10 protein-coding genes are annotated in these 17,886 nt (G+C 38.4%); 9 read left to right on the forward strand and 1 reads right to left on the reverse strand.

Annotated elements, in window-relative coordinates:
- The first annotated feature begins 50 nt into the window (after positions 1–50).
- From FOL89_RS00860 to FOL89_RS00890, 7 genes are all read left to right on the forward strand, one after another.
- A complete protein-coding gene (locus tag FOL89_RS00860; RefSeq protein WP_144280959.1) occupies positions 51–2,678 on the forward strand; it encodes a beta-glucosidase in 2,628 nt (875 codons plus the stop codon).
- 80 nt (positions 2,679–2,758) lie between these two features.
- Positions 2,759–4,741 (forward strand): alpha-L-arabinofuranosidase C-terminal domain-containing protein, encoded by a 1,983-nt coding sequence (locus FOL89_RS00865; protein WP_144280960.1) that lies wholly within the window; start codon positions 2,759–2,761, stop codon positions 4,739–4,741.
- Between the two features lie 137 nt (positions 4,742–4,878).
- Positions 4,879–6,576 (forward strand): ribulokinase, encoded by a 1,698-nt coding sequence (locus FOL89_RS00870; protein WP_144280961.1) that lies wholly within the window; start codon positions 4,879–4,881, stop codon positions 6,574–6,576.
- 324 nt (positions 6,577–6,900) lie between these two features.
- On the forward strand, positions 6,901–7,599 hold the full coding sequence (locus FOL89_RS00875; RefSeq protein ID WP_144280962.1) for an L-ribulose-5-phosphate 4-epimerase: 699 nt from the start codon (positions 6,901–6,903) through the stop codon (positions 7,597–7,599).
- 76 nt (positions 7,600–7,675) lie between these two features.
- The gene (gene araA, locus FOL89_RS00880) at positions 7,676–9,172 is read left to right on the forward strand and encodes an L-arabinose isomerase (RefSeq protein WP_144280963.1); all 1,497 of its coding nucleotides are present in this window, start codon (positions 7,676–7,678) and stop codon (positions 9,170–9,172) included.
- A 105-nt stretch (positions 9,173–9,277) separates the two neighbouring features.
- Complete coding sequence (locus FOL89_RS00885) at positions 9,278–10,435, forward strand: aldose epimerase family protein (protein WP_144280964.1); 1,158 nt, start codon at positions 9,278–9,280, stop codon at positions 10,433–10,435.
- A gap of 3 nt (positions 10,436–10,438) precedes the next feature.
- Positions 10,439–12,166, forward strand: a complete 1,728-nt coding sequence (locus tag FOL89_RS00890; RefSeq protein ID WP_144280965.1) for a sodium:solute symporter family transporter — start codon at positions 10,439–10,441, stop codon at positions 12,164–12,166.
- Between the two features lie 175 nt (positions 12,167–12,341).
- Here FOL89_RS00890 and FOL89_RS00895 read toward each other — a convergent pair whose 3' ends face one another.
- Positions 12,342–13,028 carry an NUDIX hydrolase gene (locus FOL89_RS00895; protein WP_144280966.1) on the reverse strand — a complete coding sequence of 229 codons (687 nt, stop codon included), beginning with the start codon at positions 13,026–13,028 and terminating at the stop codon, positions 12,342–12,344.
- Between the two features lie 541 nt (positions 13,029–13,569).
- On the opposite strand from FOL89_RS00895, the gene FOL89_RS00900 reads away from it, so the two are divergent.
- A complete protein-coding gene (locus FOL89_RS00900) occupies positions 13,570–15,945 on the forward strand; it encodes a glycoside hydrolase family 127 protein (protein WP_144280967.1) in 2,376 nt (791 codons plus the stop codon).
- A 26-nt stretch (positions 15,946–15,971) separates the two neighbouring features.
- The gene (locus FOL89_RS00905) at positions 15,972–17,885 is read left to right on the forward strand and encodes a sialate O-acetylesterase (protein ID WP_144280968.1); all 1,914 of its coding nucleotides are present in this window, start codon (positions 15,972–15,974) and stop codon (positions 17,883–17,885) included.
- The last annotated feature ends 1 nt before the right edge of the window (position 17,886 follow it).

Below are 17,886 nucleotides of genomic sequence, written 5' to 3' on the forward strand. Positions count from 1 at the left end.
CTTTTTTTGAAATCAATTTGATATTTCAATGATGTTTTAAATCAATTATAATGAAAAGAATCTTATTTTCCTTATCGATCTTCATCTGCGCTTTCTCTCCCGCACAGAATTTCAAATATCCCTTCCAAAACCCCAATCTCCCAGTTGAACAAAGAATCGAAAACCTTCTTGGATTATTAACGGTGGATGAGAAAATCGGGATGATGATGGACAATTCCAAAGCGGTTCCGAGACTGGAAATTCCGGGTTACGGCTGGTGGAACGAAGCACTTCACGGCGTGGCAAGAGCAGGAACAGCAACGGTTTTTCCTCAAGCCATTGGAATGGCAGCAACCTGGGATGTTCCGGAACATCTCAAAACTTTTGAAATGATTTCCGACGAAGCCAGAGCAAAATACAACAAATCGTTTGACGAATCCCAGAAAACAGGTCGTTACGAAGGTCTCACTTTCTGGACGCCAAACATCAATATTTTCCGCGACCCGAGATGGGGAAGAGGTCAGGAAACCTATGGTGAAGATCCGTATCTGACCTCCGTTTTGGGCGTTGCTGCAGTCAAAGGCTTGCAGGGAAATGACCCAAAATATTTTAAAACGCACGCCTGCGCAAAACATTTTGCTGTTCACAGCGGTCCGGAATGGAACCGCCACTCTTACAACGCCGAAGTTTCCAAACGAGATTTGTATGAAACGTATCTTCCGGCTTTTAAAGCACTGGTTTTGGAAGGAAATGTAAGGGAAGTGATGTGTGCTTACAACGCATTCGATGGACAGCCGTGCTGCGCCAACAATACTTTGCTGACAGAAATTCTCCGTGGAAAATGGAACTACGATGGAATGGTCGTTTCCGATTGCTGGGCATTGGCAGATTTCTATCAGAAACAATATCATGGAACACATCCCGACGAAAAAACTACCGCCGCAGATGCTTTGAAACATTCTACAGATCTGGAATGTGGCGATACATATAATAATTTAAACAAATCTCTCGCAAGCGGATTAATCACTGAAAAAGACCTTGATGTTTCGATGCGAAGAATTCTGAAAGGTTGGTTTGAGTTGGGAATGCTCGACCCAAAATCTTCAGTTCACTGGAACTCAATTCCATATTCTGTTGTTGATTCTGATGAGCACAAAAAACAGGCTTTAAAAATGGCTCAGAAATCTATTGTTCTGATGAAAAATGAGAATAATGTTTTGCCTTTAAATAAAAACATCAAAAAAATCGCTGTTGTCGGTCCAAACGCCGATGACGGACTGATGCAGTTGGGAAATTATAACGGAACACCTTCGTCAATCGTTACCATTTTGGATGGAATCAAAGCCAAATTTCCAAACGCGGAAATCATTTATGAAAAAGGAAGCGAAATCGCCGACCCATCTTCCAGAACTTCGCTTTATCAAAAGTTTTTAAGCCAGAAAAACGGCGAAAAAGGAATGAAGGTTGAGTTTTTCAACAACAATGAATTCAAAGGGAAATCTGCCAATATTTCTGTCAATAAAACAGGAATCAACTACAACAGCTTTGGCGGAACTCAGCTTGCTCCAAATGTAGGAAGAGAAAATACGTCGTCGATTATTTCAGGCGTATTCAAAAGTCCTTACACAGGCGATGTGATTCTTTCACCTTCAACATCAGATGTTTATACACTTTTTGTTGACGGAAAAGAAATTGCCACCAGAAAAGGCCCCGACGCAAGGCATCCTTCAGAATTTCCTGTAAAAATGGAAAAAGGTAAAGAATATCAGATTGAGTTGCGCCACACCCAAAAGGGAAAATATGTAAGCATCACTTTTGACGTGTACAGAAAAGACCCTGTGAATTTCGCTGCTGTAAGGGAAAAAGTGAAAGATGCGGATGTGATTATTTTTGCAGGCGGACTTTCTCCAATTCTGGAAGGCGAAGAAATGATGGTGAATGCAGAAGGTTTCAAAGGCGGCGATAAAACTTCCATCGACCTTCCTAAGGTTCAGCGAGAATTGTTAGCGGAATTAAGAAAAACAGGAAAACCTGTGGTTTTTGTGCTTTGTACAGGAAGTTCACTTGGTTTAGCACAGGATGAAAAAAATTACGATGCTTTGCTGAATGCTTGGTACGGTGGACAATCCGGCGGAACTGCCGTTGCAGATGTTTTGGCAGGCGATTACAATCCGTCCGGAAGATTGCCAATTACGTTCTACAAGAATCTGGAACAGCTTGATAATAATCTTTCAAAAACCAGCAAGCATCAAGGTTTTGAAAATTACGATATGGAGGGAAGAACCTACCGTTATATGACTGAAAAACCGTTGTACGCTTTCGGACATGGGTTAAGTTATTCAAAATTTATTTATGGAAATGCTAAACTGAACAAAAATACCATCCATTCCAATGAAAATATTACAATCACAATTCCTGTTACCAATACCTCGGAAAGAGACGGAGAGGAAGTGGTTCAGGTCTATGTGAAAAGAAATAATGATTCTTCGGCACCAGTAAAGACTTTGAGAGCTTTTGAAAGAGTTTTGATTAAATCTAAGGAAACAAAAAATATTCAGTTAACAATTTCTAAAGATTCATTTACATTTTATGATGAAAAAGTGGATGATTTGACTCCAAAAGCAGGAGATTACACCATTTTCTACGGCGGAACTTCCGATGAATCCGGATTAAAAAGTATTCAAATGAAAGTCAATTAATCAACCATCAGACTGTGAAACCTTACAGGTTTTTAAAATGTATAAGGTTATCAATAAAAAACCAACTTTTCAACTCAGAAATGAAAACAAAAACCAAAATATTTACAGCCGCCATTTCACTAAGTGTTGCATTTTTTTCTGCTCAAAATGGGAATGTAAAAAAGCATTTCCTAGATTTAGACGGAACTTCTACCAACATCAAAATCCAGCCAACGATGTATGGGATTTTCTTTGAAGACATCAATTTTGCAGCCGATGGTGGAATTTATGCTGAATTAATCAAGAACCGAAGTTTTGAACTTGATGAACCGTTGACGGGCTGGAAACAGCAAAACACAAAAACACTTTCTCCCAATCTGGATTCCGGTTTTCTGACGATTATAACCGATAAATCAAAAACGAATAAAAACTATGCAAGAATCACGGTCTGGAACGACAAAAATTATGTGTTGGAAAACGAAGGATTCAGAGGAATTGGTTTTCATCAAGGTGAAAAATATGATTTCAGTTTTAATTTAGAAAACATTTCGGGAAATATTTCTACCATCAACACAAGTCTGATTGATGAAAACGGAACAGTGATTTCTTCAGTTTCTACAATCATAAAAGGCGGAGGCTGGCAAAAATATAATGCTGTTTTCACACCTTCCAAAACAGTTGAAAAAGCTAAAGTTCAAATCACTTTTACAGGAAAAGGGATTGTGAATATGGATATGATTTCATTGTTTCCGCAAGACACCTGGAAAGACAGAAAAGGAGGTTTAAGAAAAGACTTGGTTCAGAAATTATATGATTTACAACCGGGATTTTTACGTTTTCCGGGTGGCTGTATTGTTGAAGGTAGAACGTTGGCAGAACGATATCAATGGAAAAAAACAATTGGTAAAGTGGAAGACCGTGAAAATCTTATCAATAAATGGAACAACGGATTTTCACATCGTCTCACACCGGATTATTGGCAGTCTTTTGGGCTTGGTTTTTTTGAATACTTCCAGCTGGCGGAAGATTTAGGCGCAGAACCACTTCCGATTTTAAGTTGCGAAATGGCTTGTCAGTTCAACACCGCAGAGCTTGTAAAAATGGAAGATTTAGACCCTTACGTTCAGGATGCTTTAGATTTGATTGAATTTGCAAATGGCGATTCTAGTACAAAATGGGGAAAAATCCGTGCTGAAATGGGACATCCGAAACCATTCAATATGAAATATATCGGTGTAGGGAATGAACAGTGGGGAGAAGATTACATCGAACGTTACAAGATTTTTGAAAAAGCCATTCATTCCAAATATCCTGATATTAAAATCATTTCAGGAAGCGGACCTTCGCCCGACGGAGAATTTTTTGAATACGGTTGGAAAGAACTCAAAAAACTCAATGCACAAATTGTCGATGAGCATTATTACAATTCACCGGAGTGGTTTACAAAAAATGCCGGAAGATATGATGAATATGACCGTTCCGGACCAAAAGTTTTCGCAGGAGAATACGCTGCCCAATCGGTCGGAGTAGTAAAACCTGACAATAAAAATAACTGGCAGACCGCATTATCAGAAGCCGCTTTTATGACCGGGCTTGAGAGAAATGCCGATGTTGTCACGATGACTTCTTATGCGCCGCTTTTGGCTCACGCAGATGGTTGGCAATGGACACCGGATTTAATTTGGTTTAATAATTTACATTCTTACGCAACGCCCAATTATTACGTTCAAAAATTGTTTTCAAACAACAAAGGAACCGATTTAATTAAAATTTCTGAAAACGGAAATGCTGTAAAAGGACAAAATGAACTTTTCGCATCCGCAGTGAAAGACGGTAAAAAGAATGAAGTAATCATTAAAATTGTCAATACAGATTCTCACGAAAAATCAATTGAAATCAATCCGAAAAATATCAAATTAGGAAGCAAACTGACTAAAACAACCTTAACAGCATCACAACTTTCTGATGAAAATAATTTTCAAACAGAAAACATAAAACCTCTTGAAGAGAATTCTGTGATTAAAAAGGGGAAACTTTCTGTTCAAATCCCAGCCAATTCTTTCGTTGTTTTAAAGATAAAATAGCTGTTAATTACCATCAATAAAAGAAAAATTAAAATTAAGTGTAATATTTACATTTATTTAAAATAAAAATTTATATTTGTTTTATTCTCTCAATAAGAGAAATGTCAACATTTATTAAAATTTAATTCATCGCAACAATGAAGAAATATGTTATCGGGTTAGATTATGGTACGGATTCGGTGCGTGCAGTCCTGATTGATACAGAAAACGGAGCCGAACTCGCAACATCCGTAAGCTACTACCAAAGATGGAAAGAAGGAAAATTCTGCCAACCGGAACAAAATCAATTCCGTCAACATCCGCTTGACCATATTGAAGGCTTGGAAAAGACCATTTCCGATGTTGTCAAAGAAAGTGGAGTAGCCCCCGAAAGTATTGTCAGCATTTGTATTGATACCACTGGTTCATCACCGCTTCCGGTAAACAAAGAAGGAATTGCATTGGCTCTGACTCCCGGATTCGAACAAAATCCAAATGCAATGATGGTATTGTGGAAAGACCATACTTCAATTTCAGAAGCCGAGGAAATCAACCATTTGGCGAGAAATTGGGGCGGCGAAGATTATACCAGATTTGAAGGCGGAATCTATTCCTCCGAATGGTTTTGGGCGAAAATTCTCCACATCAACAGAGTTGATGACAATGTTAAAAATTCGGCTTACAGCTGGATGGAGCATTGCGATTATATCACGTTTCTCCTTTCCGACCATCAGGATTTATCAACTTTCAAAAGAAGCCGTTGTGCGGCCGGTCACAAAGCAATGTGGCACGAATCGTGGAATGGACTTCCGTCTGAGGATTTCCTTGGTCAGTTAGACCCGTCTTTAGCCAAACTTCGGGACAGATTGTACGGTAAAACTTACACTTCCGATAAGGTTGCAGGAAATTTAAATCAAGAATGGGCAGCAAAACTAGGCTTGACAACCAACACCGTGATTGCCGTAGGAACTTTCGACGCCCATTCCGGAGCAGTCGGCGCAAAAGTAGAGGAGAACACGCTTATCCGAATTATGGGAACTTCCACCTGCGATATTATGGTTGCACCTAACGAAATTATCGGAGACAAAACGGTCAAAGGAATCTGCGGACAGGTAGATGGTTCTGTGATTCCGGGATTGATGGGTCTTGAGGCTGGTCAGTCTGCGTTCGGAGATTTGCTGGCTTGGTACAAAGACATTCTGATGTGGCCAACTCAAAATATTCTGATGAATTCTACTATCATCGATGACAATCAAAAACAACTTTTAAAAGAGGAAATAGAAAATAATCTCATCCGAAATCTGACTTTGGAGGCAGAAAAAATTCCTCTTTCCGAAGCCGTTCCTATTGCATTGGATTGGGTGAACGGCAGACGAACGCCCGATGCCAATCAAGAACTGAAAGCGGCTATCAGCAATCTTTCACTCGGAACAAAAGCACCGCATATTTTCAAAGCGTTGGTGAATGCCATTTGTTTCGGTTCCAAAAAAATCGTTGACCGCTTCGAAGAAGAAGGCGTAAAAATCGAAAAAGTTATCGGAATTGGTGGTGTTGCAAGAAAATCGCCTTTCATTATGCAGACCTTGGCAAATGTCCTGAATATGCCTATTGTCGTAGCTGCATCCGACCAGGCTCCGGCATTGGGAGCAGCGATTTACGCAGCCGTTGCAGCAGGAATTTATCCGAATGTCCGAGACGCAAGTCAAAAAATGGGTTCCGATTTCGAAGCCGAATATTTCCCGCAGGCAGAACACGTAGAAAAGTATGCAGAATTAATGAGTCAATATCAAATTCTCGCAGACTTCACAGAAGATAATATCAAATTGAAAAAGAAGTTGAAAGTTGATAGTTTGTAATTGATATAAATTTTCAATCCACCTTCGACAGCTCCGTAGGAGCGTCCTGTTAATAGCCAACGATTCAGACGATACACATCAAGCCTCGTAGAGGCGACCTGTTAATTGAATATAAAACTAAAACTAACAACCAAAATTTTATGGCAGCTTTATCCGCCCTCCGTTCCCGCTTTTTTGTTCCGCTTTGCTACACAAAAAGAGCTCCACTCAGGTCGGGCTGCGTGAGATTCAATGCTGAAACTAAATCAATAAGGTCTGCAGTCCGAAATAGGTAACCTGTAATCTTTAAATTATTTAATCTTTTAATCATTTAATAAAAATAAAATGAGCATCTATAAAGAACTCCAGAGAGAATGTTACGAAGCCAATATGCAGTTGGATGCCTTGAAGCTGGTCGTCTACACATTCGGAAACGTAAGTGCCGTCGACCGTGACAAGGGAATCTTTGCCATCAAACCGAGCGGCGTTCCTTACGAATTATTGAAGCCGGAAGATATTGTGATTTTAGATTACGATGCCAATGTGGTTGAAGGAAATTTAAAACCATCTTCCGACACCAAAACCCACGCTTACCTTTATAAAAACTGGGAAAACATTGGCGGAATTTCTCATACCCACGCTATTTATTCGGTAGCTTGGGCGCAGGCTCAAATGGACATTCCTATTTTTGGAACGACTCACGCAGACCATCTGACAACAGATATTCCGTGCGCACCACCAATGCGGGATGATTTAATCGAAGGAAATTACGAATACAACACCGGAATCCAGATTTTGGACTGCTTCAAAGAAAAAAAACTGTCTTACGAAGAAGTAGAAATGGTTCTCATCGGAAATCACGGACCGTTTACCTGGGGTAAAAATGCAGACAAAGCCGTTTACAACAGCAAAGTTCTCGAAACCATTGCAGAAATGGCGTATCGCACAAGACAAATCAACCCGGATGCGCCACGCCTGAAAGATTCACTCATTAAAAAACATTACGAACGAAAACATGGCAAAAATGCCTATTACGGACAGTAAATAGCTGTTAGCTTTTGGCGATTAGCAATTGGCTTAAAAAAATCAATCATTAATTATCATTTATCATTTATAAAATATGTTAACACCTCTCAATAAAAAAGAAATCTGGTTCATCACTGGAAGCCAGCATTTATACGGACCTGAAACATTGGCTCAAGTTGCAGAACATTCACAGAAAATTGTTGAAGCGCTGAATGCTTCATCATCCATTCCTGTAAAAGTAGTTTTAAAGCCAACGGTAAAAACTACGGAAGAAATTTTCGAAACCCTTACAGCCGCCAATTTTGCAAAAGACTGTATTGGTATAGTCACCTGGATGCACACGTTTTCACCTGCCAAAATGTGGATTCGTGGTTTGACCGCTTTGCAAAAACCATTGCTGCATTTACATACGCAGTTCAATCAGGATATTCCGTGGTCTGCGATGGATATGGATTTTATGAACCTGAATCAGGCGGCACACGGTGACCGTGAATTTGGATTTATGGTAAGCCGTCTTCGCAAAAACCGAAAAGTGGTTGTCGGACATTGGGCTGACGAAAGAGTTCAAAAACAAATCGGAGACTGGAGCCGTGTTGCGGCAGGTTGGGACGATTGGCAAGGTGCAAAATTCGCTCGTTTTGGAGATAATATGAGATATGTTGCCGTAACCGATGGTGATAAAGTAGAAGCGGAAACCAAATTCGGATTTTCGGTAAACACTTGGGGAATCGGAGATTTGGTAAGTGTTATCAATTCCATTGGCGATGGCGAAATCAAAACTTTGATGGAAGAATATGAAGCCTCATACAAAATGGCAGAATCTCTTCTTTCAGGCGGAAGCAACAGAAAATCTCTTGAAGTAGCTGCAAGAATAGAATTAGGTTTAGAAAAATTCCTGAAAGACGGAAATTTCAAAGGTTTCTCAGATACTTTTGAAGACCTTCACGGTTTGGAGCAACTTCCGGGAATTGCCGTTCAGAGGTTAATGGAAAAAGGTTATGGTTTCGCAGGAGAAGGTGACTGGAAAACTGCCGCTTTAGTTCGTACGATGAAAACGATGGGACAAGGTCTTGAAGGAGGAAATGCCTTTATGGAAGATTATACCTATCATTTGAATCCTTCAAATCCTTCGGTTTTAGGCTCTCATATGCTGGAAGTTGACCCTGTTTTGGCGGTTGACAAACCGTCTTGTGAAATTCATCCGTTGGGAATTGGTGGAAAAGCTGACCCGGTTCGTTTGGTTTTCAATTCAAGAGGAAATCTTGATTCTCTCAATGCTGCTCTTATGGATTTCGGAAATCATTTCAGGCTGTTAATTAACAAAACAAAAGCGTTGGAAATCACTGAAGAATTACCAAAACTTCCTGTGGCAAGAGTTCTTTGGAAGCCGCTTCCTGATTTGTACACGGCTGCAGAAGCCTGGATTTTGGCTGGTGGAGCGCATCACACGTGTTACAGTGAAAACATCAGTGCAGAGCAGCTGGAAGATTTTGCGGAAATTGCAGGAATTGAATCTCTTGTTATCGATGAAGACACAAAAATCCGTGATTTTAAGAATACCCTTCGCTGGAATGAAATTTATTATCGTTAATCTTGCAAAATCATTCAGACTATGAAATCGCGGTCATTTGTAAATATAAGCACCGAGGAAAACTGAGCGATTGCATATGGCCTTTAAAAACAATAAAATCTACATATGAAAAAAATAACTTATAACCTGATTATTATTGCGCTTTTATGTATTTTCGGGTGCAATAAAAAAGAAAATAATAACCAGCCTCAAAAAGAAAATATGGAAAACATACAGGTTTCAGATTACGGAGTGACAGCGAAAGGCGATTCCATTAAAAAATATACCTTAACGAATAAAAATGGGATGAAGGTGGAAGTCATCAATTTTGGTGGAATTATCACTTCGCTCACAGCTCCCGATAAAAACGGAAAATATGAAGATGTCGTTTTAGGCTTCACAAAACCTGAAGATTACTTCAATGGAAATCCATATTATTTTGGAGCATTGATTGGGCGTTACGGAAACAGGATTGCCAATGCAAAATTCACGTTGGAAGGCAAAACCTACGACATCGACAAAAATGATGGACCCAACAGTCTTCACGGTGGAAAAGAAGGTTTCCATACCAAATTCTGGAATATTGAACCTGTAAAAGATGCCAAATTTCCAACTTTGAAATTGACTTACACAAGTGCAGACGGTGAAGAAGGTTATCCCGGAAAACTGACGACCACTGTTTTATATACTTTGACAGACGACGATGCCTTGGAGATTTCTTACCAAGCAACAACGGATAAGGCAACGGTTGTGAATCTTACCCAGCATTCGTATTTCAACCTTTCAGGGAATTTCTCAAAAACGATTACCGACCACGAATTGCAAATCAATGCAGATAAATTCTTACCTGTAAATGAAACATTGATTCCGACTGGAGAGGAAAAAGCGGTAAAAGGAAGTCCTTTTGATTTTACTACTTCAAAACCGATTGGAAAAGATATCAACGCTGATAATGACCAATTGAAAAAAGGAAAAGGCTACGATCACAACTGGATTCTGAACGGAAGCGGAATGAGAAGTATTGCGAAAGTGTATCATCCGGAATCGGGTAGAGTAATGGAAGTTTTGACTGATGAACCGGGTGTTCAGTTCTATTCCGGAAACTTTCTTGACGGAAAATTTGACACCAAAACTGGCGGAAAAAATGAATTCAGAACAGGTTTCTGTTTGGAAACTCAACATTTCCCGGATTCACCCAATCAGGCATCTTTCCCTTCGACGGAATTGAAACCTGGTCAGAAATACCAGACTAAAACGATTTATAAATTCTCTGTTAAAAAATAGATTATGGGAAATTTAGCAACGATTGATATCATCATATTTCTTATTTATTTTGTGGTGGTAGCAGGTTACGGAATCTGGATTTACAACAGAAAAAAATCTGCAGCTACAGGCAGTAAAGATTACTTCCTTGCAGAAGGTTCACTTACCTGGTGGGCGATTGGAGCCAGTTTGATTGCTTCCAACATTTCGGCGGAGCAGTTTATCGGGATGAGTGGGGAAGGATTTTTCGTGGGAATTGCTGTTGCAGCTTACGAATGGATTGCAGCGATAGCATTGATTATCATTGCGGTTTGGTTCATTCCGATTTATCTTAAAAATAAGATTTATACGATGCCGCAATTTCTGGAAACCCGTTACAACAAATCGGTTTCTCTTATTATGGCAGTTTTCTGGCTGTTTCTGTATGTAATTGTAAACCTTACTTCAATTCTTTATCTTGGAGCTTTGGCAATTGATACATTATTGGGTGGAGATAATCTTCATATTATAATGGTCGGATTACTTCTTATGGCTTTACTGATTGGCTTAGGAGGAATGAAAGTAATCGGATACACCGATGTGATTCAGGTAGCGGTCTTGATTATCGGAGGTTTTGCAACGGTTTATATGGCACTTCAGATTGTTGACCAGAGAATCAACGGTGCAGCTGTAGGAAATGCTTTTGCAGGTTTCCAGACTTTGATGAACGAGGCTCCACAACATTTTAAATTGATATTGGATAAGCCGACAGTTACAAAAACAACTTTGGCAATGCCTGAAAACTTGGATGTTCAGAAATATGTGGTTCTACCGGGATTGGCAATGTATTTTGCAGGACAATGGATCGTCAACCTGAATTATTGGGGATGTAATCAATACATCACGCAACGTGCTTTAGGTGCTGATTTGAAAACGGCAAGAACCGGAATTTTATTCGCAGGATTTCTGAAATTATTTATGCCGATTATCGTAATGCTTCCGGGAATTGCAGCGTATGTTTTATATACAAAAGGGCATTTGCCTGGTTTCAATGGAGTAAAAGATGGTGCTTATTCAGCTATTTTGGGATTTTTACCAACTGGATTGAAAGGTCTTGCAGTGGCAGCATTGACAGCGGCAATCGTTGCGTCATTGGCGGGAAAAGTAAACAGTATTTCCACAATTTTTACTTTAGATATTTACAAAAAATATCTGAAAGCAGATGCTACTGAAATCCAAATGGTGAGAACCGGAAGATGGGCAATTATCATTGCGATGTTTTTGGCGTTGGCGTTTACTTGGACGGATGTTTTAGGAATCGGAGGAGAAGGTGGTTTCACGTTTATTCAGAAATATACAGGATTCATCAGTCCGGGCGTTTTTGCGATGTTTCTTTTGGGAATGTTTTGGAAAAGAACTACCGGAACTGCGGCTTTGGTGGGTGTAATTTTAGGATTCGTTCTTGCGATTTTCTTCAACAGTTTTGCAGTTGATATTTTTGGCAGAGAAACTTGGTTATACACCGCTTTCACGTATGAAAAATTAGAGAATGGTGTAGTTCACACGATTACCGAAATTCCATTTTTAATTAATATGGGATGGTCGTTCTTCTTCACTATTCTGGCTATGATTATTATCAGTCTTGCCGGTCCTAAAGTGAATCCGAAAGCATTTGCAATTGATTCAACAATGTTCAAAGTGGATAACAGAACGATGGTTTTGATTGTGGTGACATTACTTTTACTGACGGCGCTTTATGTGAGGTTTTGGTAAGATTTAAAATGTAATAAAATAAATACAGGATGCCGGAATGGTGTCCTGTTTTTGTTCTAATACAACTTATAATCATTTACAGTAGGAGAAATTCCCATATAGAAAAGATATCATAAAACATCAGTTAACTCCATAGGATTTTATCTTTTCTTATAAAATAAAATTTTTGTGGATTTTAAATCTTAAACATAAACCCTTCCGCCAGTTTTTTCTTATATTTTTCTTCATCAAAACGGTACAAGAAAGAACCCTTTTTAGACGAAGTCATGTCCTTTTCCTCCGTTTTCACAAGAATATCCAGCGCATTGATTTTGCTGATGAAATTCCGTTTGTCATACTGCTCATTGAAAATCGCTTCATATAAACTCTGAAGATCTTTCATCGTGAATTTTTCCGGTAAAAGTTCGAAACCGATAGGTCTTGTAGACGCTCTTCTTCTCAGTCTCAGAACGGCATCTTGCACCATTTCGTTATGGTCGAAAATTAAAGTCGGAAAATCTTGAAAGTCAAACCATTTTGCGCTGTACTTTTCATTGATCTGAATGTTCTTTTCAATATTGATCAGTGCATAATATGAGATCGACATAATTCTGGCAGTAGGTTCACGGTCGATTTGGGTATAGGAATTGAGTTGTTCTAAATAGATATTTTCCAGTCCGGTAAGCGTATTCAGGACTCGGTGCGCCGCTTCATCAGAGGTTTCTTCATTTCCTATAAAACCGCCCATCAAGGACCATTCTCCCATTTTAGGCTCAAAATTCCTTTGTACCAGGAGGATTTTAAGATTTTCGCCGTCGAATCCGAAAATAATACAGTCTACAGCTACCAAATGTCGTGGAAAATGAGAATAGTCTTGTGTCATCGATTATATTTTTATGCAAAGTTAATGCTTTTAGACATAGATTTTACGGATGAATTTATATAAATGTAATTTATACACTTTATTTTGCTTTTTATTTTTAAAAAATCCAAATTTCATCGTTTGTCTTAATGTTTTGGGAGCAATTAATAGCTCTTAAAGTTAAATTCTATTCATTAAATACATTAAAAACAGATGAACTCAATGTTAAAAATGTGTTAAAATTAAAATCATTTGCATTTTAAATTTACCTGAAAAGAACGATAAAGACTTAGTCTTAAAAATACGATAAGGTATTTATATAATCTGCCAATGTTCAGACTGCATATTCAGTATTCATTTTTATACAAGCAATTTCATCGTATGGTTCTGATTATCGTTATTTTTGATAATCTTAATTTTTATGATAAGCCTCTTTCCTTTTTATTATTTTTTCAAGACTTTAATATAAGTTTTTTTTAGATTTCATCGGCTCATTATATAAAATTCTTTGATATATTGATTCTTTCTTTTATTTTTAGAAATGTTGAATAAACATTTATTAATGAACAAAAAATCACTGATATTATTTTTAGGCTTTACCTCGTTTGTTTTTGGGCAGGTAAAGAAAAATGTTAGCTACTTTCCGCTCAACAAGGTTCATCTGTCCGAAAGTGTTTTCAGCAAAGCGATGCAGACTGATGAAAAATATATCCTGTCGATGGATGCTGATCGTCTTCTTGCGCCATATCTGAAAGAAGCAGGATTGAAACCAAAAAAAGAAAATTATCCAAACTGGGAAAATACAGGATTGGATGGTCATATTGGCGGTCATTACATTTCGGCTTTAGCACTGATGTACGCTTCAACAGGCGATACAAAAATCAAGCAACGTTTGGATTATATGATTGATGAATTGGAACGATGTCAGAATCTTTCAGGAAATGGGTATCTTTCCGGGGTTCCAAACGGTAAAAAAATATGGAGAGAAATTGCTGAAGGAAATATTCGTGCCGCAACTTTCGGTTTGAATGACCGATGGGTTCCGCTGTATAATATTCACAAAATTTACTCGGGTTTACGCGATGCTTATTGGTATGCAGACAGCGAAAAAGCAAAAAAAATGCTGATAAAACTCACAGATTGGATGGCAGATGAAGTTTCCGGACTTTCCGATGAGCAGATTCAGGATATGCTTCGCAGTGAGCACGGAGGTCTGAATGAAGTTTTTGCCGATGTTTATGACATTACAAAAAATCCAAAATATCTAAAACTTGCCCGTCGTTTTTCTCATCTTGCCATTTTAAACCCGTTGCTGAATGGTGAAGACAAACTTACGGGAATTCACGCCAACACACAGATTCCGAAAGTGATTGGTTTTAAAAGAATTGCAGATTTAGAAAATAACAAAGATTGGAGCAATGCTGCCGATTTTTTCTGGACCAATGTCACGCAAAAAAGGTCAGCGATAATTGGAGGAAATAGTGTGAGCGAGCATTTTAATTCCGTCAATGATTTCAGTGGTATGATTAAAAGTATCGAAGGTCCCGAAACCTGCAATACGTATAATATGCTGAAACTTTCCAAAGAATTGTATGCGACCAATCCAAAATCGTCGTATGTAGATTATTACGAAAAAGCGCTATACAATCATATTCTTTCCACCCAAAATCCCGAAAAAGGCGGTTTTGTCTATTTCACGCCGATGCGTCCCGGCCATTACAGGGTTTATTCTCAGCCGGAAACCAGCTTTTGGTGCTGCGTAGGTTCGGGAATGGAAAATCACGCCAAATATGGTGAAATGATTTATGCGTATTCTGACGAAGATTTGTATGTAAATTTGTTTATTCCTTCCATTTTAAAATGGTCAGAAAAGAAATTGGTTCTGAGACAGGAAAATAATTTCCCTGAAAATCCATCGACAAAATTAGTTTTTGATATTGCTCCGAAATCAAATATAAATTTAAAATTAAGAGTCCCGCAATGGGCAAATGCCTCTGAAATTAAAATTTCAATCAATGGTAAAAATATCAATGTTCCGGTTGATGCTGAAGGTTATTTTACCATCCAAAGAAAATGGAAAAAAGGAGATATTATCGAAATGAAAATGCCGATGCACCTTTCTGCAGAGCAGCTTCCTGACCATTCGGATTATTTTGCGTTTAAATATGGTCCGATAGTTTTAGCTGCCAAATACGGAAAAGAAAATCAGGACGGACTTTTCGCTGATGACAGCAGAGGCGGACATATTGCACACGGTCCACAAATTCCTTTGAATGAAATCCCTACCATTTTGGGAAATTCAGATTCGGTTTTAAGCCATTTGGAAACGGTGAATGATAAAGATTTGACTTTCAGATTAAAAGGTTTGTATCCTCAGAATAAATTCAATGACGGATTAGAACTGGTTCCGTTTTATAAAATTCAGGAAGAACGTTACATTATTTATTTTCCTCAGGCGAATCAGGATAAAATCGAAATGATTCAGAAACAGAAAGCCAAAGAAGAAGAGGAAATCAGAAAACTGGACAACATTACGACAGATAAAATTCAGTTGGGTGAACAGCAACCGGAATCCGACCATTTCATCGAAAGTAAAGATTCCAACACCGGATATATGGAAGACCGTCATTTCCGTGAGGCAAAAGGCTGGTTCAGCTATCAGATGAGAAATAAAGATAAAAATGCAAAATACCTTTATCTTATTTATTTTGATGCCAACAATAACCGAACTTTGAATGTAGAAATCAATGGAACAAAAGCAATTTCTAAAAATTTCGATGGAAAAATGGGTGGCTCTCCACAATCATTATTAATCCCGATTCCTGAATCTGAAAGCAGGAAAGAGATTCTTAATGTAAAATTTAATACAAATGAAAAATCGCTTACTCCGAAAATCATCGAGGTAAGATTGCTGACCCAAATGCCAGATAAAAACTAAAAATAAACTGCAGAATTCAATTTGCTATGAAAAACAGAATCTTTTTTAAAATATTAATTTTATTCGTAGGCTCATTATGCATTTCTTTTATTGATGCAAAAATTACGCTTCCTACATTGGTTTCAGACGGAATGGTTTTACAGCGCAACCAGAAATTAAATATCTGGGGAAAAGCTGACGCCGGAGAAAAAGTGGAAGTGAAATTTCTCAACAAAAATTACAAAACCACCGCTGACCCAACCGGAAACTGGAAAATCAAACTTCCCGAGCAAAAAGCCGGAGGTCCTTACACGATGACCATCAATGAAATTACATTGAAAGATATTCTCATCGGTGACGTCTGGCTCGCTTCCGGACAATCGAATATGGAACTGCCGATGCGCAGACTGACTCCGCTTTACGCCGATGAAATCAAAAATGCAAATAACCAGAACATCAGATTTTTTACGGTTCCTCAAAAATATAATTTTAAGTCACCTCAAACTGAGCTTGATGGCGGAAAATGGGAAGCGACAAATCCACAGACGATTCTTAATTTTTCAGGAGTTGCTTACTTTTTCGCAAAAGAATTAAGCCAGAAAAATAAAGTTGCTGTTGGGATTATCCACGCAAGTTTAGGCGGTTCACCGATTCAGGCGTGGATGGATGAAAATTCTCTGAAAAAATACCCTGAATATCTGGATGAAGCGAAAAAATGGCAAAATGATAAGCTGATAAAGTCGACGGAATCTACCGAACAGGCAATGAGCAAAGCTTGGTACACAGAACTCGACCAAAGCGATATCGGATTAAATCAACATTGGGAAAACTTCGACCTAAACGATTCTGATTGGAAAACAATGAATATTCCAGGTTCCTGGGAAGATAAGGAAGGCTCTTTTGAAGGTTCGGTTTGGTTTAGAAAAGAAATTAATTTAACTAAAAATCAGGCAGGAAAAGCCGCTTTTTTAAATTTAGGAAGAATAAAAGATGCTGATGTTACTTATATTAACGGAACAAAAGTCGGAAATGTAACCTATGAATATCCACCTCGTTGGTATGATATTCCTGCCGGCATTTTAAAGGAAGGAAAAAATGTGATTGCGGTAAGAATTTCCAACGGAAGCGGAAAAGGACAGTTCATCGCTGACAAACCTTATTACTTTGAAATTGACGGAAATAAAATTGATTTAAAATCTGAATGGAAATATAAAATCGGTGCAAAAATGGAAAAAATGGCTCCAGGTCAAACCTTCATCCGTTGGAAACCGACAGGATTGTACAATGCAATGATTAATCCGCTTATCAATTATAGCATCAAAGGTGCCATTTGGTATCAGGGCGAAAGCAACACCGGAAAACCAAAAGAATACGGCGATTTGCTGACCACAATGATTACCGATTGGAGAAATAAATGGAACCAGAAAGATCTGCCTTTCTTCACCGTACAATTAGCCAATTTTATGGAACCAAAAGCGCAGCCTGTGGAAAGCAATTGGGCAGAATTAAGAGACCAACAGCGCCAGGTTTCGCTGAAAGTTCCGAACACTGGATTGGCTGTTATCATTGACATAGGAGAGTGGAATGACATTCATCCTTTAAACAAGAAAACAGTCGGTGACAGACTGGCTTTGCAGGCACTAAAAGCTGCAGGCAAAAAGAATATCATCGCAGACGGACCGGTTTATCAGTCAATGAAAATCGAAGGAAATAAAATCATTCTTTCCTTTAAAAATGGAACCGATGATTTTGCATCTGTTTCAGAACTGAAAGGCTTTGCCATCAAAGGAAAAGACGGAAAGTATGAATGGGCAAAAGCAAAAATGGAAGGCAACAAAATCATTGTATGGAACGACACCATTTCAAATCCAATTTCAGTAAGATACGACTGGGCAGATAACCCTGATGGAAACCTTAAAAATAAGACCGGACTTCCTGCATCACCATTTACTACAGAATAAT

This window comes from Chryseobacterium echinoideorum (genome assembly GCF_007474535.1).
Taxonomy (GTDB): Bacteria; Bacteroidota; Bacteroidia; order Flavobacteriales; family Weeksellaceae; genus Chryseobacterium; species Chryseobacterium echinoideorum.